Source organism: Streptomyces curacoi, from assembly GCF_001513975.1.
Classification (GTDB): Bacteria; Actinomycetota; Actinomycetes; order Streptomycetales; family Streptomycetaceae; genus Streptomyces; species Streptomyces curacoi.
Genome location: NZ_KQ947987.1, coordinates 1 through 20,099, shown reverse-complemented (window position 1 = coordinate 20,099; position 20,099 = coordinate 1). Strand labels below are relative to the sequence as shown.

Annotated in this window: 12 protein-coding genes, 1 tRNA gene and 1 pseudogene; 3 read left to right on the top strand and 11 right to left on the bottom strand. The window is 69.4% G+C overall.

Annotated elements, in window-relative coordinates; translation table 11 throughout:
- Positions 1–888: an Fpg/Nei family DNA glycosylase gene (locus tag AQI70_RS13690; RefSeq protein WP_062148410.1), complete on the top strand. Its 888-nt coding sequence runs from the start codon at positions 1–3 to the stop codon at positions 886–888.
- A 31-nt stretch (positions 889–919) separates the two neighbouring features.
- Positions 920–1,677 (top strand): annotated as a pseudogene (locus tag AQI70_RS13685) (SDR family NAD(P)-dependent oxidoreductase).
- Here the strand turns inward: AQI70_RS13685 and AQI70_RS40160 are convergent.
- The 9 genes from AQI70_RS40160 to AQI70_RS13645 all read right to left on the bottom strand — a co-directional run bounded on the left by AQI70_RS40160 (position 1,625) and on the right by AQI70_RS13645 (position 15,988).
- The gene (locus AQI70_RS40160; RefSeq protein WP_079051286.1) at positions 1,625–1,903 is read right to left on the bottom strand and encodes a hypothetical protein; all 279 of its coding nucleotides are present in this window, start codon (positions 1,901–1,903) and stop codon (positions 1,625–1,627) included. The pseudogene AQI70_RS13685 and the gene AQI70_RS40160 sit on opposite strands and share 53 nt — an antisense overlap.
- 276 nt (positions 1,904–2,179) lie before the next feature.
- On the bottom strand, positions 2,180–2,560 hold the full coding sequence (locus AQI70_RS13680) for a helix-turn-helix domain-containing protein (RefSeq protein WP_019756312.1): 381 nt from the start codon (positions 2,558–2,560) through the stop codon (positions 2,180–2,182).
- A 109-nt stretch (positions 2,561–2,669) separates the two neighbouring features.
- The gene (locus AQI70_RS13675) at positions 2,670–3,215 is read right to left on the bottom strand and encodes a CinA family protein (protein ID WP_003997402.1); all 546 of its coding nucleotides are present in this window, start codon (positions 3,213–3,215) and stop codon (positions 2,670–2,672) included.
- Complete coding sequence (pgsA, locus tag AQI70_RS13670; protein ID WP_062148407.1) at positions 3,212–3,976, bottom strand: CDP-diacylglycerol--glycerol-3-phosphate 3-phosphatidyltransferase; 765 nt, start codon at positions 3,974–3,976, stop codon at positions 3,212–3,214. The genes AQI70_RS13675 and pgsA overlap by 4 nt, the downstream gene beginning before the upstream one ends.
- Positions 3,973–5,454 carry a 30S ribosomal protein S12 methylthiotransferase RimO gene (gene rimO, locus AQI70_RS13665; protein ID WP_062148404.1) on the bottom strand — a complete coding sequence of 494 codons (1,482 nt, stop codon included), beginning with the start codon at positions 5,452–5,454 and terminating at the stop codon, positions 3,973–3,975. The genes pgsA and rimO overlap by 4 nt, the downstream gene beginning before the upstream one ends.
- A 94-nt stretch (positions 5,455–5,548) precedes the next feature.
- Positions 5,549–6,385, bottom strand: a complete 837-nt coding sequence (locus AQI70_RS13660; RefSeq protein ID WP_062148401.1) for a helix-turn-helix domain-containing protein — start codon at positions 6,383–6,385, stop codon at positions 5,549–5,551.
- Between the two features lie 280 nt (positions 6,386–6,665).
- A complete protein-coding gene (locus AQI70_RS13655) occupies positions 6,666–9,428 on the bottom strand; it encodes a DNA translocase FtsK (RefSeq protein WP_244181626.1) in 2,763 nt (920 codons plus the stop codon).
- Positions 9,429–9,588: 160 nt separating this feature from the next.
- On the bottom strand, positions 9,589–10,269 hold the full coding sequence (locus tag AQI70_RS13650; protein WP_062148398.1) for a response regulator: 681 nt from the start codon (positions 10,267–10,269) through the stop codon (positions 9,589–9,591).
- Between the two features lie 244 nt (positions 10,270–10,513).
- A complete protein-coding gene (locus tag AQI70_RS13645; RefSeq protein WP_107116983.1) occupies positions 10,514–15,988 on the bottom strand; it encodes a HAMP domain-containing protein in 5,475 nt (1,824 codons plus the stop codon).
- Between the two features lie 374 nt (positions 15,989–16,362).
- On the opposite strand from AQI70_RS13645, the gene AQI70_RS13640 reads away from it, so the two are divergent.
- The gene (locus tag AQI70_RS13640; protein WP_062148392.1) at positions 16,363–19,113 is read left to right on the top strand and encodes a SpoIIE family protein phosphatase; all 2,751 of its coding nucleotides are present in this window, start codon (positions 16,363–16,365) and stop codon (positions 19,111–19,113) included.
- A gap of 58 nt (positions 19,114–19,171) precedes the next feature.
- Here the strand turns inward: AQI70_RS13640 and AQI70_RS13635 are convergent.
- A tRNA-Thr gene (locus AQI70_RS13635) sits at positions 19,172–19,247 on the bottom strand.
- 76 nt (positions 19,248–19,323) lie between these two features.
- Complete coding sequence (locus AQI70_RS13630; protein WP_062148389.1) at positions 19,324–19,986, bottom strand: DegT/DnrJ/EryC1/StrS family aminotransferase; 663 nt, start codon at positions 19,984–19,986, stop codon at positions 19,324–19,326.
- Positions 19,987–20,099: the final 113 nt, after the last annotated feature.

Sequence of the window (20,099 nt, the reverse complement as noted above, 5' to 3'; positions counted from 1 at the left end):
ATGCCCGAAGGAGACACGGTCTGGCAGACCGCGAGACGGCTGCACACCGCCCTCGCGGGCAAGGTGCTGACCCGCAGCGACTTCCGGGTGCCGAAGTACGCCACGGTCGACCTGACGGGCCGAACCGTCCTGGACGTCACGCCGCGCGGCAAACACCTCCTCACCCGCGTCGAGGGCGGCCTGACGGTGCACTCGCACCTGGGGATGGAGGGCTCCTGGAAGGTGTACACCGACCAGCAGCGCTGGACGGGCGGCCCCGCCCACCAGATCCGCGTCGTCCTCGCCGCCGCCGACCCCCGTACCGCCCGCACGGCCGTCGGCTACCGCCTCCCCGTCCTCGATCTCCTGCGCACCACCGAGGAACACCGCGCCGTCGGCCACCTCGGCCCCGACCTCCTGGGCCCGGACTGGGACCCGGACCGCGCCCTCGCCAACCTCCTCGCGGACCCCACCCGCCCCCTCGGCGAGGCCCTACTGGACCAGCGCAACCTCGCCGGCATCGGCAATGTCTACAAGAGCGAGCTCTGCTTCCTGCTCCGCGCCACGCCCTGGCTGCCCGTCGGCGCACTCCCCGCGGAGCACACCGCGCACCTGCCGGTACTCGCCAAGAAGCTCCTGGAAGCCAACCGCGACCGCCCGATCCGCAGCACGACGGGCCACCGCGGCCAGGACCTGTTCGTGTACGGCCGCGCCAGCCGCCCCTGCCTGCGCTGCACGACCCCGATCCGCATGGCCGACCAGGGCGACGGCTCCCGCGAGCGCCCCACCTACTGGTGCCCCAACTGCCAGGCGGGCCCGGCCCCGAGCACGCGGCCCAGCGCGGCCTCGTCCCGCGGAACCCAGCACCCAACCCAGCACACCCCCACCCAACACCCCCCAACTAATTGACGAACCGTCAGACCCCTCGTACCGTCCCTTCATGGCCGTCAAGGCGTACGACCTCACCGGACGCACCGCATTCGTCACCGGAGCCGCAAGCGGCATCGGCCGCGCGTCGGCCGTGCTCCTCAGGCCGGCGCCACCGTGCACTGCGCCGACCGTGACGCACAGGGCCTGCACGACACGGCGACCCTGGTCAAGGCGAGCGGCGGCACCGCGCACACCCACCATCTCGACGTCACCGACCGCGAGCGGCTTCACCAGGCCGTGGCCTCCTGCGAGCGTCTCGACGTGATGGCCGCGGTGGCCGGGATCATGCACAGCAGCCCGGTCCTGGAGACCCGCGACGAGGACCTCGACCGCGTACTGAACGTCAACTTCAAGGGAGTGCTGTACGCCTGCCAGGAAGCGGCCCGCGCGATGCTCGCGCAGCGCATTCAGGGCAGCATCATCACCATGGCCTCGGGCGCCGTCGACACCGGCGGCCCCGGCCTGCTCTGCTACGGCGCCGCCAAGGCTGCCGTCGTGCAGCTGACGAAGACGCTGGCGAACGAGATCGGCCGGTACGGCATCCGGGTCAACGCGGTCGCACCGGGCTGGGTCCGCACACCGATGACCGACCGCCACGGCGAGTCCCAGACCCAGACGGAGGCGTTCATGGCGCGGATGTCGCCGCTGGGCCGGGTCGGGGAGCCGGAGGACGTCGCCCACGCCGTGCTGCACCTGGCGTCCGACGCCTCGTCCTTCACGACGGGTCAGATCCTGCGTCCGAACGGCGGTGTGGCGATGCCGTGGTAGCCCGCCCGGCCCGCCAGGCCGCCACCCACCGCCGCGGGTCGACGGCTCCCGCCGCCCGCGCCTTGGGCACACAGTGGACCGGCAACAGACTCAGCCCCCACCCGCCGGCGGCCACGGCCCCTTCCACCACCCCCGCCTCCGGCACGAGCGCGAGCCGCAGCGCGGCCCACCACCACAGCGCCCCGAGTACGAAGTTCACCCCCCAGCGCGCTATCGGCCGTGCCATCCACCCACCTCCAGCCCGAGGCTAGGCCGCCCGTTCACCCGCCGGGAGGGCGCACCAACGGCACACGGATGCAGCGCGGGCCAACGTCGTCACAGCGCGTCAGGCGCCGTCACACCCTCCACCATGACCGCCACGCCCAGGACCGGCAAACGGGCCCCGGAGGGCCCGGACAGCACGAAACCCCGACCGCACTCCTCCAGGTCCCTGGAGAAGGCCCGGCCGGGGCCTCACACAGTTCCTCAGCGCTTGGTCAGCCCATGCGCACCGGCGGCACCGTCAGGCGGCGACCACGTCCACCGCCTCGGAAGGCGCCTTGATGGTCACCCGTTCCGGTGGCACACCAGTCACCGACACGGAACCCAGCATCGGACGGACCGACGTGGGTACAGGCTCGCTGGGGGTGGCCGCAGCAGACTGGGCCAGCTCGGCGAGGGCGAGCTCGTCGCTCACTTCCCGCATGAGCTCGGACATCCGTACGTCCAGCGCGTCGCAGATCGCGGCGAGCAGCTCGGAGGAAGCCTCCTTCTGCCCCCGCTCCACCTCGGAGAGATAGCCGAGTGAGACTCGGGCGGACGAGGAGACTTCGCGCAGAGTACGGCCCTGGCGTTGGCGCTGCCGACGCAGCACGTCACCCAACAGGCGACGGAGCAGAATCATCGGTGGCTCCCTCCTCGGACCGCGTAGCCGCATCCTTCACGCCCCACCGTACCGCCTTGCGCCGCGGCCGTGCGGGGAGCGATGTCGTGTTCACTCAGGGCTGCAAACATCAAAACCCCCCGTTCTGTTCCGTATCCTGTGCCCGCTCATTCCCAGTGTGTTCGCCCGCAAGCTCCTTCAGGAGCAGTGCGAGTACGCTCCGTACACTCTCCATACGAATTTCCGCACGGTCGCCGTTCAACCGCAGGGCCTCTACTTTTCCGCCACCGGCGGAACCGGAACCAGGGCCGAAGGGCCCGTCCACGGCCACGAAAACGGTCCCCACGGGCTGTCCGTCCTGCCCCTCGGGTCCCGCGACGCCGGTCGTGGCGATGCCCCAGTCGGCCCCCAGCGCCTTCCGCACGCCGACCGCCATCTGGGCCGCGACCTGCGGATTCACCGCTCCGTGTTGCGCCAGCAAGGTGGCGTCGACGCCGAGCAGCTGGTGCTTCAGCCCGGTGGCGTAGGCGGTCACCGACCCCCGGAACGCTCTCGATGCCCCAGGGACCGCTGTGACTTCCGCCGCAACCAGCCCGCCGGTGAGCGACTCGGCGACCGCGAGCGTCTCACCCTTCACTGTGAGTAGTCGCACCACGTCGGCGGCTGGGGAATTCACGCTTCCGTCTCCTCCAACGCGGCCTCGCGCTCGGCGATTCCACGCCGACGCAGCACAATGGCCTGTCTCACATAGTCGAGCCCCGTCACCACCGTCAGGACGACCGCCGCAGCCATCACCCAGAACCTCAGGGTGGCCAGCCACCCCGTCAACGCCAGGATGTACATCCCCACGGCCACGCCCTGGGTGAGCGTCTTGAGCTTGCCGCCCCGGCTCGCCGGGATGACGCCGTACCGGATGACGATGAAACGCAGCAGCGTGATCCCGAGTTCCCGGCCGAGGATGACACCCGTGACCCACCACGGCAGATCGCCCAGCGCCGACAGACAGATCAACGCCGCCCCCATGATCGCCTTGTCGGCGATGGGGTCGGCGATCTTTCCGAAGTCGGTGACGAGGTTGTAGGTCCGTGCCAGATGGCCGTCGAACAGATCCGTGATCATGGCGATGGCGAAGGCGGCCCAGGCGAGCGAGCGCCACGCTGGGTCGTATCCGCCGTCGGCCAGCATCAGCGCGACGAAGGCGGGCACGAGGACCAGCCGGAGCATGGTCAGGAGGTTGGCGATGTTCCAGACGCTGGCCTGGTTGACGGCCGCGGCCGCGATCTTCCCGCCGCGCGCGGGCTTCGGGCCGCCCGGGGCACCGGATGCGGCGCCGGTCGCCTTCGAGCCGCCGGACTGGGACGGACCCACCGCACTCGCCTTGCCCGCCGCACCCGCCTGGGAGGAGCCACCCGCAGCGGACGCCGGAACTCCGGTCATCTGCCCGTCTCCTCACTACACGCGAGCGTGCCCTGCAGCGGCTCGGCCACCAGGTCGACACCTTCCGTGCCGACCACCTTCGCCTCGACCATACGACCGATGCTCAGCCCCTCGCCGCTCGTGAGCAGCACCTGGCCGTCCGTCTCCGGCGCCTGGTGCGCGCCACGGCCGTACGCGCCCTCAGCCGAGGCCTCGGAGCCCAGCGACTCGACGAGCACGTGCACGGTCTCCCCGACGCGCTCCTCGGCCCGCTGCGAGACGAGTTCCTCGGCCAGCCGGGAGACACGGGCCAGCCGCTCGGCGACGACGTCCTCGTCGAGCTTGTTGTCGTACGTGGCGGCCTCCGTGCCCTCCTCGTCGGAGTAGCCGAAGACCCCGATGGCGTCCAGCCGCGCACCGTTCAGGAACCGCTCCAGCTCCGCCAGGTCGGCCTCGGTCTCGCCGGGGAAGCCGACGATGAAGTTGGAGCGCACGCCGGCCTGGGGGGCCTTGCCGCGGATGGTGTCGAGCAGCTCCAGGAAGCGGTCGGTGTCACCGAAGCGGCGCATCGCGCGCAGCACGTCCGGGGCGGAGTGCTGGAAGGACAGGTCGAAGTACGGGGCGACCTTCGGGGTCGAGGTCAGCACGTCGATCAGGCCGGGACGCATCTCGGCCGGCTGGAGGTAGCTGACGCGGACACGCTCGATGCCGTCGACCTCCGCGAGCTCCGGCAGCAGGGACTCCAGCAGCCGGATGTCGCCCAGGTCCTTGCCGTACGACGTGTTGTTCTCGGAGACCAGCATGATCTCCTTGACGCCCTGCTCGGCGAGCCACCGCGTCTCGTTCAGCACGTCGCTCGGGCGGCGCGAGATGAAGGAGCCGCGGAAGGACGGGATCGCGCAGAACGTGCAGCGCCGGTCGCAGCCGGAGGCGAGCTTCACCGAGGCGACCGGGGCGCCGTCGAGGCGGCGGCGCAGGGGCGCACGGGGGCCGGACGCCGGAGCGAGCCCCTCCGGAAGATCGGCGGGCGCGTGTCCCGGCAGCGCGACGCCGGCTGCGGACTCCTGCCGCTCGGCCGGGCTGATCGGCAGCAGCTTGCGCCGGTCGCGCGGGGTGTGCGCGGCGTGGACGCCGCCGCTGAGGATGGTCTGCAGGCGGTCCGAGATGTTCGAGTAGTCGTCGAAGCCGAGCACGCCGTCGGCCTCGGGCAGGGCCTCGGCGAGCTCCTTGCCGTACCGCTCGGCCATGCAGCCCACCGCCACGACGGCCTGGGTTCTTCCGTGCCCCTTGAGGTCGTTTGCCTCCAGGAGCGCGTCGACGGAGTCCTTCTTGGCGGCGTCGACGAAGCCACAGGTGTTGACGACGGCGACGTCCGCGTCCGCGGCGTCCTCCACGAGGTCCCAGCCGTCCGCCTCCAAGCGGCCTGCGAGCTCCTCCGAGTCCACCTCGTTACGGGCGCAGCCAAGAGTGACGAGTGCGACGGTACGGCGTTCAGGCATGGGCTCAAGACTACTTTGTCTCACTGACAGCCCACGTCGACGGGGTTGGCCGATCTTGGCCAACCCCGTCCGCAGCTCAACCCTTCGACCGGACTTATCCGGCCTGCGGGTCACCCTTCGTGTACGTGAGGCGCTCCACGGCGCCCGGCTGCCAGTCGTCCTCGATCTTCTTGCCGTTGACGTACAGGTCGATCGCGCCCGCGTCACCGAGGACGAGGTTGATCTTCTCGCTGTCCTGGAAGGTCTTGGAGTCGCCCTGCTTGAGGAGGCCGTCGAAGAGCAGCCGGCCGTTGTGGTCCTTGGCCGCGACCCAGCTCCTGCCGTCGGCGGCGCTGACCTGGACGGTCACCTTGTCCTGCGGGACGGCCGCGATGGCGCTGTCCGACGGCTCCGGCTTCGGGTCTTTGGGCTTGTCGGTCTTCGGGGTGGACGTGGACTTGTCGGCCGTGGGCGCCGAGCCGCCATCGGCGACCGACGACTTTCCGCCCCCGTCCTCGCCCTTGAACGCCGTGAACCCGACGAAGCCGACCACCGCGACGATCGCGGCGACCATGGCCGCGGTCCAGTTGGGTCCACGCCGCTCGGGACGGATGCGCTCCGCCTCGAACAGGGGGGCGGCCGGGGTCGGCTCCGGTCGTCCGCCGTGCGAGTCGTCGTACTGGGCGAGGAGCGGGGCCGGATCGAGGTGGACGGCCCTGGCCAGGGTCCGGATGTGGCCTCGGGCGTAGACGTCGCCGCCGCAGGGGGCGAAGTTGTCCGCCTCGATGGCCTGCACGATGGCGATGCGGACCCGGGTGGCGTTGCTGACGTCGTCGATGGTCAGCCCGGCATCGATGCGCGCCTGACGCAGGGCACGGCCGATCGAAGGGCGGGCTTCCTCACGATCGTCTTCGAACGGACGCTCGTCTTCAGGGGAGTTGCCGATGGACACGGGGGCGCCTTTCGAGCGTTTAAGCCACCTGTGCTGGAGGTTCAGTCTAGGGGGGGTACGAAAGGGTGGGGCAACCGGGCGGTGGGACTTTGTACGCCATCGGAATGGCCGGACACGCCGACGACGGGGTATGGGTTTGACGCTTCCCTCAACTTGACGTACGCCGAAGGGAAAGGGTTGCTCAATGATCCCTTACGGGTGAGTCACGATCAAACAACATCGGCTCATCACATCGCCCGCACGGCGACCACTGCCTACCGTTCTCCGCCCCGGACTCCCTTTAAGCCTCCCCGCGGATCACGGCGAGCACGCCGTCCAGCTCGTCAGGTTTCACAAGAACATCACGAGCCTTGGAACCCTCACTCGGCCCGACGATGCCCCGCGACTCCATGAGGTCCATCAGCCGCCCGGCCTTGGCGAACCCGACGCGCAGCTTGCGCTGCAGCATGGACGTCGACCCGAACTGCGTGGAGACGACCAGCTCGGCCGCCTGGCACAGCAGGTCGAGGTCGTCGCCGATGTCCTCGTCGATCTCCTTCTTCTGCTTGGTCCCGACGACGACGTCGTCCCGGAATACGGGCGCCATCTGGTCCTTGCAGTGCTGGACGACCGCCGCGACCTCGTCCTCGGTCACGAACGCGCCCTGCATACGCACCGGCTTGTTCGCGCCCATCGGCAGGAACAGTCCGTCCCCCTTGCCGATCAGCTTCTCGGCACCGGGCTGGTCGAGGATGACGCGGGAGTCCGCGAGCGACGACGTGGCGAAGGCGAGCCGCGAGGGCACGTTCGCCTTGATGAGGCCGGTGACGACGTCGACCGAGGGCCGCTGCGTGGCGAGCACCAGGTGGATGCCGGCCGCGCGCGCGAGCTGCGTGATACGCACGATCGCGTCCTCGACGTCGCGCGGCGCGACCATCATCAGGTCGGCGAGCTCGTCGACGATCACCAACAGGTACGGATACGGCTGGAGCTCGCGCTCGCTGCCCTCCGGCGCCTTCACCTTGCCGTTGCGTACGGCTTCGTTGAAGTCGTCGATGTGCCGGTAGCCGTACGCGGCCAGGTCGTCGTACCGAAGGTCCATCTCCCGTACGACCCACTGGAGCGCCTCGGCGGCCCGCTTCGGGTTGGTGATGATCGGCGTGATCAGGTGCGGGATGCCCTCGTACGCGGTCAGCTCGACGCGCTTGGGGTCGACCAGGACCATACGGACGTCCTCCGGGGTCGCCCGCATCATCACTGAAGTGATCAAGCAGTTAATGCACGACGACTTACCGGAACCGGTCGCACCGGCAACCAGCACATGCGGCATCTTCGCGATGTTGGCCATCACATAGCCGCCCTCGACGTCCTTGCCGAGCGCGACCAGCATCGGGTGGTCGTCCTCGGCGGCGGCTGCCAGGCGCAGCACGTCACCGAGGTTGACCATCTCGCGGTCGGTGTTCGGGATCTCGATGCCGACCGCGGACTTGCCCGGGATCGGGCTGATGATCCGCACGTCCGGGCTGGCGACCGCGTAGGCGATGTTCTTCGTCAGCGCGGTGATCCGCTCCACCTTCACGGCGGGGCCCAGCTCGACCTCGTAGCGCGTGACCGTCGGCCCACGCGTGAAGCCGGTGACCCGGGCGTCGACCTTGAACTCGGTGAAGACGGTGGTCAGCGACTCGACGATGGCGTCGTTGGCGGCGCTGCGCGTCTTGCCCGGGCCACCGCGCTCCAGCAGGTCGAGCGACGGCAGCGAGTAGGTGATGTCACCGGACAGCTGGAGCTGTTCGGCGCGCGGCGGCAGGTCGCGGATCTCGTCGGGCGCGGACTTCGTGAGGTCCGGTACCTCGGACTTGGTGAGATCCGGGACCGCGGCCTTGGTGAGATCCGGGACCTCGGTCTTGGGGAGCTTCTCCTGCTTGGGCCGCGCGGCCGGGACCGGCGTCGGCACCGGAGTGGTCTCGGCGCGGTCGCCCACGCTCACACCCTGGGTGAGGTCGGCGACGATCGGCGAGGGCGGCATCCCGTGCAGGACGGCGCCGTCGAGCGCGGCAGCGGCGGCCGCGGCGACGTCCACAGCGTCCATGGGACGGTTCATCTCGGGCTGCGGCACCGCGGAGCGCCTAGGCCGGCCGCGACGCCGCGAGAGGGCCTCCTGCTCGACGCTGTCGGGGTCGTACGCCTCGGGGGCCGGGCCACGCCTGCGGCCGCGCGAGGCGGGCAGTGCCTCGCGCCACTGGTCGTCGTAGCGCTGGTCGTCGTCGGTGAGCTCGTCGCGCTCGGTGGGGTCGGGCAGGATGCCGAGCCGCACGCCCAGATGCCGCAGCCGCTGCGGGACGGCGTTGACCGGGGTGGCCGTGACGACCAGCAGGCCGAAGATCGTGAGCAGCACGAGCAGCGGTACGGCGAGGACGTCGCCCATGGTGTACGTCAGCGGAGTCGCCGCGCCCCAGCCGATCAGCCCGCCCGCGTCCCTTATGGCCTGCATGCCCTCGCTGCGGGCGGGTGAGCCGACGGCGATGTGGACCTGGCCGAGGACGCCGATGACGAGCGCGGACAGGCCGATGACGATACGGCCGTTGGCCTCGGGCTTCTCGGGGTGCCGGATGAAGCGTACGGCGACGACCGCGAGCAGGATCGGCACGAGCAGGTCGAGCCGGCCGAAGGCGCCGGTCACCAGCATCTCGACGAGATCGCCGACGGGACCGCGCAGATTGGACCAGGTGCCGGCGGCGACGATCAGCGCGAGGCCGAGGAGCAGCAGCGCGACGCCGTCCTTGCGATGGGCCGGGTCGAGGTTCTTGGCGCCCTGCCCTATACCGCGGAACACCGCGCCGACCGTGTGCGCCAGCCCCAGCCAGACGGCGCGCACGAGCCGGTAGATGCCCCCGGTGGGACTGGGCGCCGGTTTCGGGGGCGCGGCTTTCTTCGCCGCGGCCTTCTTGGCCGGCGCCTTCTTCGCGGGGGCTTTCTTGGCAGCGGCCTTCTTCGCCGGAGCCTTCGCGGAAGCGGCTGCCTTCTTCGCGGGCGGCTTCTTGGCTGCGGAGGGACGTGAGGCCATGGAGGTGAGATTACCGGTGGAGAAGGCAGTGGACACGTGTGCCCACTGCTTCACCCGTTCGTGTCGCCCTTGCGGAGGCGGTGAACTGACGCCGGTTCACAGGTCGGTGACCCGCCGGAGGTCTCGGCGCAGTCGCGCGCCAAGACACGGCGCGGCGACCTCAGTTCTGGGAAGGCACCGAGGACGTGCTCCCGGTGCCCGGCTCCAGCGCGTCCAGTGCCCGCCGCAGTCCGGTGAGTTTGCGTTCGAGATGGGCGGCGGTGGCCACCGCCGCCGCGTCCGCCGACTCGTCGTCCAACTGCTTGGACAGCGCCTCGGCCTGCTCCTCGACCGCGGCGAGCCGCGCCGACAGCTCGGCCAGCAGCCCCGCCGGCTCCTTCGCGTCGGCGCCCGCCGCCTTGCCGCCGCCCTCCAACTGGAGTCGCAGCAGCGCAGCCTGCTCACGCAGCTGGCAGTTCTTCATGTACAGCTCGACGAACACCGAGACCTTCGCCCGCAGCACCCACGGGTCGAACGGCTTGGAGATGTAGTCCACCGCGCCCGCCGCGTAGCCGCGGAAGGTGTGGTGCGGGCCGTGGTTGATCGCCGTGAGGAAGATGATCGGGATGTCCCGCGTCCGTTCCCGCCGCTTGATGTGCGCGGCGGTTTCGAAACCGTCCATTCCCGGCATCTGGACATCCAGCAGAATGACCGCGAAGTCGTCCGTCAGCAGTGCTTTGAGCGCTTCCTCCCCGGACGATGCCCGCACCAGGGTCTGATCGAGCGCAGAGAGGATCGCCTCCAGCGCCAGCAGATTCTCCGGCCGGTCATCGACCAGGAGGATCTTGGCCTTCTGCACCATGGCCCGCCCTCCTCGCCCCGGCAGTGCACCGGGCTCCGCCCCAGGGGACGACTCCCTTACGCCGCCCGCCCTCGTGCCGGTCATGGTAGCCGCACCCCGCCTGTCGCCACACCCTGTCACCGCGATGTCACTGTGCACGTAGCAGAAACGTAGCGGGAGACCAGAAGGTTCCCCGAATCCCGCACTTCTACACGGCTTCGAGCACACTGAGTCAGCAACTCCGCGTGAACACCGTTCGTTCCCGTCACTGCTCCCTCATCCACTGATCCATCACCGCCAGCAGGTGATCGGGATCGACCGGCTTCGTCACGTAATCGGAAGCACCCGACTCGATCGCCTTCTCCCGGTCGCCCTTCATCGCCTTGGCGGTCAGCGCGATGATCGGGAGCCCGGCGAACTGCGGCATCCTGCGGATCGCCGTGGTCGTCGCGTACCCGTCCATCTCGGGCATCATGATGTCCATCAGGACGACGGCCACGTCGTCGTGCTGCTCCAGGACCTCGATGCCCTCACGGCCGTTCTCGGCGTACAGCACGGACAGGCCGTGCTGCTCCAGGACACTGGTCAGCGCGAAGACGTTGCGGATGTCGTCGTCGACGATCAGCACCTTCTCGCCGCCGAACCGGATGCCCCGGTGCGACTGCGGCGCCGCGTCCTGCTCCGCGGCCGACCACTGCTCCTGCTGACCGGGCCGCTGCTCCAGTTCCGTGGCGGCCCTGCGGCGGCGCCTGAAGAGCGCGGCGGCGCCGTTCTGGGTCTCCCGGTACGACCGCACCTCGGCCGGAGTCTCGATCTCCACGTCGGACAGCTCCGACAGATCGGCGGCCGAGGCCACCAGGTCGTCGGGGGCGAGGGGCGGCAGCTGCTGCTGATAGCCGTGCGGCGGCAGTTCGCTCGGGTGCAGCGGCAAATACAGCGTGAACGTGGAGCCGCGCCCCGGCTCGCTCTGCGCGTGGATCTCCCCGCCGAGCAGCTGGGCGATCTCCCGCGAGATGGACAGCCCCAGCCCCGTGCCGCCGTACTTGCGGCTGGTCGTCCCGTCCGCCTGCTTGAACGCCTCGAAGATCACCCGCATCTTGCTGGCCGCGATCCCGATACCGGTGTCGGTCACGGAGAACGCGATCAGCGGCGCGTCCGCCTCGGTGAGCGAACCGGCCTCCAGCAGCTGCTCCCGGATCGACTGCGGCACATCCATGCCGGCCGGCCGGATGACCAGCTCCACCGATCCCGAGTCGGTGAACTTCACCGCGTTGGACAGCAGGTTGCGCAGCACCTGCAGCAGCCGCTGCTCGTCGGTGTGCAGCGTGGCGGGCAGCTCCGGCGAGACCCGCACGGACAGGTCCAGGCCCTTCTCCGCGGTCAGCGGGCGGAAGGTGGCCTCCACGTAGTCGACCAGCTGGACGAGCGCGATACGCGTCGGGGAGACGTCCATCTTGCCCGCCTCGACCTTCGACAGGTCGAGGATGTCGTTGATCAGCTGGAGCAGGTCGGAGCCGGCGCCGTGAATGGTCTCCGCGAACTCGACCTGCTTCGGCGAGAGGTTGCCCTCGGCGTTGTCGGCGAGCAGCTTCGCCAGGATCAGCAGCGAGTTGAGCGGCGTACGCAGCTCGTGCGACATGTTGGCGAGGAACTCGCTCTTGTAGCGCATGGAGACCGCGAGCTGCTCGGCACGCTCCTCCAGGACCTGCCGCGCCTCCTCGATCTCGGTGTTCTTGACCTCGATGTCGCGGTTCTGCTGGGCCAGCAGCTCGGCCTTCTCCTCCAGTTCGGCGTTGGACGCCTGGAGGGCCTTCTGCCGGTTCTCCAACTCGGCCGACCGCTCGCGCAGTTGCTCGGTCAGCTCCTGCGACTGCTTCAGCAGCACCTCCGTCTTGGTGTTGACGGAGATGGTGTTGACGCTGGTCGCGATCATCTCGGCGATCTGGTTGAGGAAGTCCTTCTGGATCTGCGTGAAGGGGGTGAAGGAGGCCAGCTCGATGACACCGAGCACCTTGCCCTCGAACAGCACCGGAAGGACGATCACTTGCGCGGGCGGCGCCTCTCCCAGGCCCGAGGAGATCTTCAGGTAACCGCTGGGCGCGTTCTCGACGAGAATCGTGCGCTTCTCCTGGGCGGCCGTACCGATGAGCGCCTCACCCGGCCGGAACGACGTCGGCATGGAGCCCATCGAGTAGCCGTACGACCCCAGCATGCGCAGTTCGTACGCGTCCTCGCCCTCGGCGTTCAGCTCCTTGCCGTCGACGAGCGGCATGGCGAGGAAGAACGCGCCGTGCTGCGCGGACACGACCGGCGTCAGCTCGCTCATGATCAGCGAGGCCACGTCCTCCAGGTCGCGCCGGCCCTGCATCAGAGCGGAGATCCGGGCGAGGTTGCCCTTGAGCCAGTCCTGCTCCTTGTTGGCGATCGTGGTGTCGCGCAGGTTGGCGATCATCTTGTTGATGTAGTCCTGGAGCTCCTGGATCTCGCCGGACGCGTCGACGTCGATCTTCAGATTCAGGTCGCCTCGGGTCACCGCGGTCGCCACGCGCGCGATGGCACGCACCTGCCGAGTAAGGTTTCCTGCCATTTCGTTCACGGACTCGGTGAGGTCGCGCCAGGTGCCGTCGACGTCACGCACGCGTGCCTGTCCGCCGAGCTGTCCCTCGGTGCCCACCTCACGGGCGACCCGGGTGACCTCCTCGGCGAAGGACGACAGCTGGTCGACCATGGTGTTGATCGTCGTCTTGAGTTCGAGGATCTCACCGCGGGCGTCGATGTCGATCTTCTTGGTCAGGTCACCCTTGGCGATGGCGGTCGTGACCATGGCGATGTTGCGCACCTGACCGGTCAGGTTGGACGCCATCTGGTTCACGGACTCGGTGAGGTCCTTCCACGTACCGGCCACACCCGGCACATGCGCCTGCCCGCCGAGGATGCCGTCCGTGCCCACCTCGCGGGCCACCTTGGTGACCTGGTCGGCGAACGAACTCAGCGTCTTCACCATGGTGTTGAAGGTGTCGGCGAGCTGCGCGACCTCACCGCGCGCCTCGATCGTCACCGTCCGCGTCAGGTCGCCGTTGGCGACGGCCGCCGCGACCTGGGAGATGTTCCGCACCTGCATGGTCAGGTTCTTGGCCATCAGGTTGACGTTGCCGCTGAGGTCCTTCCAGATGCCCGTGACGCCCGGCACATGCGCCTGTCCGCCCAGGATGCCCTCGGTGCCCACCTCGCGGGCCACCCGGGTCACCTGCTCGGCGAAGCTGGACAGCTGGTCCACCATCGTGTTGACCGTGGTGACGAGCTCAAGGATCTCGCCCTTGGCGTCGACAGTGATCTTCTTCGACAGATCACCCTTGGCGACCGCGGTGGTGACCTCGGCGATCTGGCGCACCTGGATGGTCAGGTTGTTCGCCATGAAGTTCACGGACTGGGTGAGGTCCTTCCAGGTGCCGGAGACGCCCTGCACCTCGGCCTGACCGCCGAGCTGACCCTCCGTACCCACCTCACGGGCGACCCTGGTGACCTCCTCCGCGAACGACGACAGCTGGTCCACCATCGTGTTCAGCGTGTTCTTGAGCTCCAGGATCTCGCCGCGCGCGTCCACGGTGATCTTCTGGGAGAGGTCACCGCGGGCCACCGCCGTGGCGACCTGCGCGATGTTGCGCACCTGGGCGGTGAGGTTTCCTGCCATTCCGTTCACGGAGTCGGTCAGGTCCCGCCACACACCGGCGACGCCGGGCACCTGCGCCTGACCGCCGAGACGGCCCTCGGTGCCCACCTCACGGGCCACCCGGGTCACCTGCTCGGCGAAGCCGGACAGCTGGTCGACCATCGTGTTGATGGTGTTCTTCAGCTCCAGGATCTCGCCGCGCGCGTCGACGTCGATCTTCTGAGAGAGGTCACCCCGGGCCACCGCGGTGGTCACCTGGGCGATCTGCCGCACCTGCGAGGTGAGGTTGCCGGCCATGAAGTTGACGGAGTCCGTGAGCTCCTTCCACGTACCCGACACACCCGGTACGACCGCCTGACCGCCGAGCCGGCCCTCCGTACCCACGTCCCGGGCCATCCGCGTGACCTGGTCGGCGAAGGACGACAGCTGGTCCACCATCGTGTTCACGGTGTTCTTCAGCTGGAGCATCTCGCCGGACACGTCCACGGTGACCTTCTGCGAGAGGTCACCGTTGGCCACCGCGGTCGTCACCTGGGCGATGTTCCTCACCTGCCCGGTGAGGTTCCGGAACGCCGTGTTGACGGAGTCCGTCAGGTCCTTCCACGTCCCCGCGGCCCCCGGCACCTGCGCCTGCCCGCCGAGCTCACCCTCGACACCGACCTCACGAGCCACACGGGTCACTTCGGAACCGAACGACGACAGCTGGTCCACCATGCCGTTGACGGTGTTCTTCAGCTCGAGCATCTCGCCGGCCACGTCGACGGTGACCTTCTGCGACAGGTCACCGTTGGCCACCGCCGTCGTCACCGCGGCGATGTCCCGCACCTGAATGGTCAGATTCCGGAACACCGTGTTGACGGAGTCCGTGAGGTCCTTCCACGTCCCCGCCGCGCCCGGCACATTCGCCTGGCCGCCCAGCCGTCCCTCCGCGCCGACTTCGTTGGCCACGCGCGTGACCTCGTCCGCGAAGATCCGCAGCGTCTCGGTCATCTGGTTGATCGTGTCGGCGAGCTGCGCGACCTCGCCCCGCGCCGAGACGGTCACCTTCTGCGACAGGTCACCGCTGGCCACCGCGGTCGTCACCTGTGCGATTCCTCGCACCTGCGCGGTCAGGTTGCCGGCCATGAGGTTCACCGAATCGGTGAGGTCCTTCCACACACCGGCCACACCGGGCACCTGCGCCTGTCCGCCGAGCTCACCCTCGGTGCCCACCTCGCGGGCGACTCGCGTCACCTCGGAGGAGAAGGACGACAGCTGGTCCACCATCGTGTTGACGGTGTTCTTGAGCTCCAGCATCTCGCCGGCCACGTGAACCGTGACCTTCCGGGACAGATCACCCTTGGCGACCGCCGTGGTCACCAGCGCGATGTCCCGCACCTGAGCGGTCAACCGGTACGCCATGGTGTTCACGGAGTCCGTGAGGTCCTTCCACGAACCCGACATGCCACGCACGCGTGCCTGCCCGCCGAGCTTGCCCTCGGTGCCCACCTCGCTGGCCACCCGCGTGACCTCGTCGGTGAACGTCGACAGCTGATCGACAAGGTTGTTAACAGTCCGCCCGACCTTGAGGAACTCACCCCGCAGCGGATGCCCGGGCCCTTCCGGCGCCTGCGTCCGCAGCTCCATACGCGGCGACAGATCACCCTCGGCCACCGCGGACAGCACCCGGCCGACCTCGGAGACGGGCCGTACGAGGTCGTCCACCAGGGCGTTGGAGTTGTCGATGGCAGCCGCCCAGGAGCCCTCACAGGCGCCCGTCTCCAGCCGCTCTGTGAGCTTTCCCTCACGTCCCACCATGCGCCGCACCCGGGACAGCTCACCCGTCAGATGGAGATTGCGGTCGGCCACCTCGTTGAAGACCGCCGCGATCTCCGACATCACGCCGTCTCCGGACACCGTGAGCCGCTTCCGGAAGTTCCCGTCGCGCATCGACACCAGGGCCGCCAGCAGCCGGTTCAGGGCCGCCGTGTCCACGGCAGTCGTCCCGCCTCGCGTGTTGCGCTCGTTCCTCAGGGACTGTCCGCCTTTCGCGCGCGTCTTAGTGCCCCGCGTCGCTGCGCCAGACTCCACTGTGTCCCTCCCGCAGGGGTCGACCGTTACTGCTGTGCTCGGGTTCCACTGCTCGGCGTACCCGTTACTGCTGCGTATTCCTGCCGGATATACCAGGCCGCTCCACGCGCTGCTGCCCGCGGTACGCGAATGTCACCCAGCCTGTCCGGACCTTCACAAGAAGCTTGCCCAGTGTTTCACCCTGGCTGAACCCGGCCATAACAGTTCGGCAGCTTCGCACATCGTCCGCACACCCTCCGGACGGAAACACTGCAGACCGGCATCCGCACGGACGGCGAAGGTAAGTAACCTTGCATGCGGCTGTCCAGCCGCACCGGTCCGTCCGGCCTGGGCGGTGGCAGGAGTACGAGCGGGCATCGGAGGGACAGCCGGACATGACCACCGGACTGATCCCGGGGGGACAGCCCCCGGACCGGCCGACGGGCACGCAGATGCCGCACCAGCGGCGCGAGCCGGTCGGCCAGGAAGCCCTGCACGTCGACAACCGGTCGAGGAGTTCTGTGATCACCGCGCGCGCGGCCGCCAGCTTCGATCCCGTCGGACGATCGGTCGCGAGCGCCCGCTCCTTCGTCCGCGACACTCTGCAGGGCTGGGGCTTCGCCGACATCGTCGACGACGCCGTGGTCCTCACCAGCGAGTTGGTGACCAACGCCGTCGTGCATGCGGGCACCTCCGCTGACGTGCTGTGCCTGCGCAGTGACGACGGCGTACGGATCGAAGTGGCCGACCGGTATCCGGAGCGCGAGATCCCCCTCCAGGGTCAGGCCGTCAACATGGGCAGCCCCGACCGCGAGGGCGGCCGCGGCCTCCAACTGTGCGCGGCCCTGGCCGGCCGCTGGGGCGTCGAGTACACGCCCACGCACAAGCAGGTCTGGTTCCAACTCGACCTCCCCGAACGCCCGGTGGGCGCCCGCGCCGCCGGCCCGTCCCTCCCCTCCGATCTCCTCCCGCTCGCCGACGGCCGCGTCCGCGTCGCGGTCGTCCAGATCGACCGTACGGGCGCCATCTCGTCCTGGAACGAGGACGCGGAGGACCTCTTCGGCTACGCGGCCGAGCAGGTGGTCGGAAAGCCCTTGACCGACCTCGCGGCCTGGCCCCACACGCCGGGAACCAGCACGGGCATCGCGGAGGCCCTCCAACTCTCCCGCTGGGAGGGCAGCTACGGCATAAGGGGCGCCAACGGCCGCGTCACCCCGGTCTACGCCTCCCACCTCCGCGTCCGCGACACGGGCGGCGAACCGTCCACGGTCTGCCTCCTGGTCCGCGACCACGAACGCGCCGTCCTGCAGACCCCGTCGCGCATCCCGGCCTCCGACACCTCCACCACCACCGAGGCCCAGAGCACCGACCCCTTCGAGGTGTTCATCGGCTCACCCGCCCCGGACGACCTCGACGGCCTCCTTCAGCGCACCGTGGAACGCGCCCGCGACATGCTCGACGGCGACTCCGCGTTCCTGCTCCTGGCCACGGATGACGAGACGGAGCTGGAGGTCCGCGCCTCGACCGGCCTGCCCTCCGCCCGCCAGCGCTTCGCGCGCGTGCCCGTCGAAGCCGGCCCCGGCCGCTACGGCTCGGCCCGCATGCCGGCGGTCCACGAGGACCTCACCATGGTCCCGGGCGCCGTGCCCCTGCTGCGCGGCACCGGCATGCGGTCGGTCGTCACCGTCCCCCTGAAGGTCGAGGGCCGCCTCACCGGCTCCCTCGGCGTCGCCGCCGAGGCCCCCGGCAGATACTCCAACGAAGAGGCGCTGCGCCTGCAGTTCGCCGCAGACCGCATCGCGCTGGCGGTGGAGTCCGCCCGCCTCGGCGAACTCGAACGCCTGCGCCGCGGCTCGCTCAGCTTCCTCGTCGAGGCCTCCGACCTGCTCGCCGGCACCCTGGACCGCGACCAGACCTTGGCCCTGATGGCCCAGATGACGGTCCCGACCCTCGCCACCTGGTGCGCCGTCTACACGATCGCCGACCAGGCCTCGGAGCCGTACCTGTCATACGTCCTGCACGAGGACGAGGAACTCATCGACGGCATCAAGTCGTTGCTCTCGAAGATCCCCCCGCCGGAGCCGATCGCGACCCCCGGCGCCCGCGTCTGGTCCGCCCCCGCCGAGTCCGCCCACCAGGCCGCCCTGCGCACCTCCATGCGCAGCCTGGGCCTGGGCGAGCCCGTCGGCCGCATCAGCGCGGGCATCGGCCCGACCCTCGCCACGGCGTCCGCGGTCGGCGGCGAGACCGTGGTCCTCCCGCTGGTCGCCCGCAACCGCGTCATCGGCATGCTGACCCTCGGCAAGCCCACGGACGAACACTTCCGCCAGGAAATCCTGGAACTCGCCGAGGACTTGAGCCGCCGAGCCGCCCTCGCCCTGGACAACGCCCGCCTCTACTCCGAGCGCACGGCCATCAGCCAGTCCCTCCAGCGCAGCCTCCTGCCGCCCGAGCTCCCCGAGATCGACGGCGTCGAGGTCGAGGTCATCTACCGCGCGGCCGGCGAGGGCAACGAGGTCGGCGGCGACTTCTACGACGTCTTCCCGATCAGCGACGGCGCGTACGGCTTCGCCATCGGTGACGTCTGCGGTACGGGCCCGAACGCGGCGGCGGTGACCGGCCTCGCCCGGCACGCCCTGCGCCTCCTGGCGCGCGAGGGCCTGAGCGGCCCGGCGGTGCTGGAGCGCCTGAACTCCGCGATCCTCGACGAAGGCGCCCGCAGCCGCTTCCTGACGCTCCTCTACGGCGAGCTGCGGCCCCAGGACGACGGCAGCGCCGAGCTGAAGGTGGTCTGCGCCGGCCACCCGCTCCCCCTCCGCCTGCGCCAGGACGGCACGGTCGAGCCGGCCGCCGAACCCCAGCCGCTCCTCGGCGTCATGGAGGACCTGGAACTGTATGAGCAGACGGTCACCCTCGATCCGGGCGACGTCCTCCTGTGCGTCACGGACGGCGTCACCGAACGCCGCGAAGGCAGCCGCATGCTGGGCGACGACGGCCTCGCCGACGTCCTCACCACCTGCACGGGCCTCACGGCGGGCGCGGTAGCGGCCCGCATCATGCGCGCGGTCGAACGCTTCGCCTCGGACGCCCCGTCCGACGACATGGCGATCCTGGCGATGCGTGTGCCGGGTATCCACAAGGACTGAGCAGACCACCGAGAAGGGCATGAGAAAGGCCCCGCCCGAATGGGCGGGGCCTTCTGTGTGGAGCCCCCAAACGGAATCGAACCGTTGACCTTCTCCTTACCATGGAGACGCTCTGCCGACTGAGCTATAGGGGCCTGTCGCCTTTGGGGAAGTTTCCCTCGCGGCAACGGAATAGATCATACCCCGAACCGACCCGTGCTCCAAAACAGCTCAGAAGGCGGGCTGGAGCAGCCCTCCGAGCGCGTTGCACGCGGACACTATTCGCTGCATGTCCCGCTTGGTCAGGGAGGCGTCGACAGGCAGCGCCAACGTTTCATCAGCGGCCAGCTCGGTCTCCGGCAGAGACACCCACCGCCGGAACTCGGGCAGCCGATGCACAGGCGTCTTCACCGGCACCCGGCACTCAACTCCCCTGGCGCGCACGGCCCGAGCGAAGGCATCGCGATCCGGCCGCCCATTCCCCGGCACGCGCACCACGTACTGCTGGTAGGTGTGCCCGTCTCCGCCGTCGGGTGTGCGCACGCCCTTCAACTTGGCATCCAGATAGGAGGCCCGCTGCCTGCGCTGCGCTATCTCGTCGTACGGAGCCTCGGACTCACCCTGCTCCAACACGAGCAACCCATGCCGCTGCCCGATCTCATGAAACCGCGCGATATCGGCCGACCGGCCAAAACGATGTACGGCGACGATGGCGGCCGTCCGCGGGGTCACGACCGCTTCGACAGCGCCGGCGTCCAGGCAGTACGTCACCGGGTCTATGTCGGCGAACACCGGCAGCGCCCCGGTCACGACCACGGCCTCGGCGACTTCGACGTTCCCGAAGGCCGGTACGACAACCTCGTCACCGACTCCGACGCCGGCGGCCCTGAGCATTGCAGCAGTACCCATGTCGGCGATGGTGGTTGCGCAACGTGAACTTCAGGTGACGCACAACAAAAAAGGGTTGGACCCGGAACCGAAGTTCCGGGTCCAACCCGTTAAAAGGA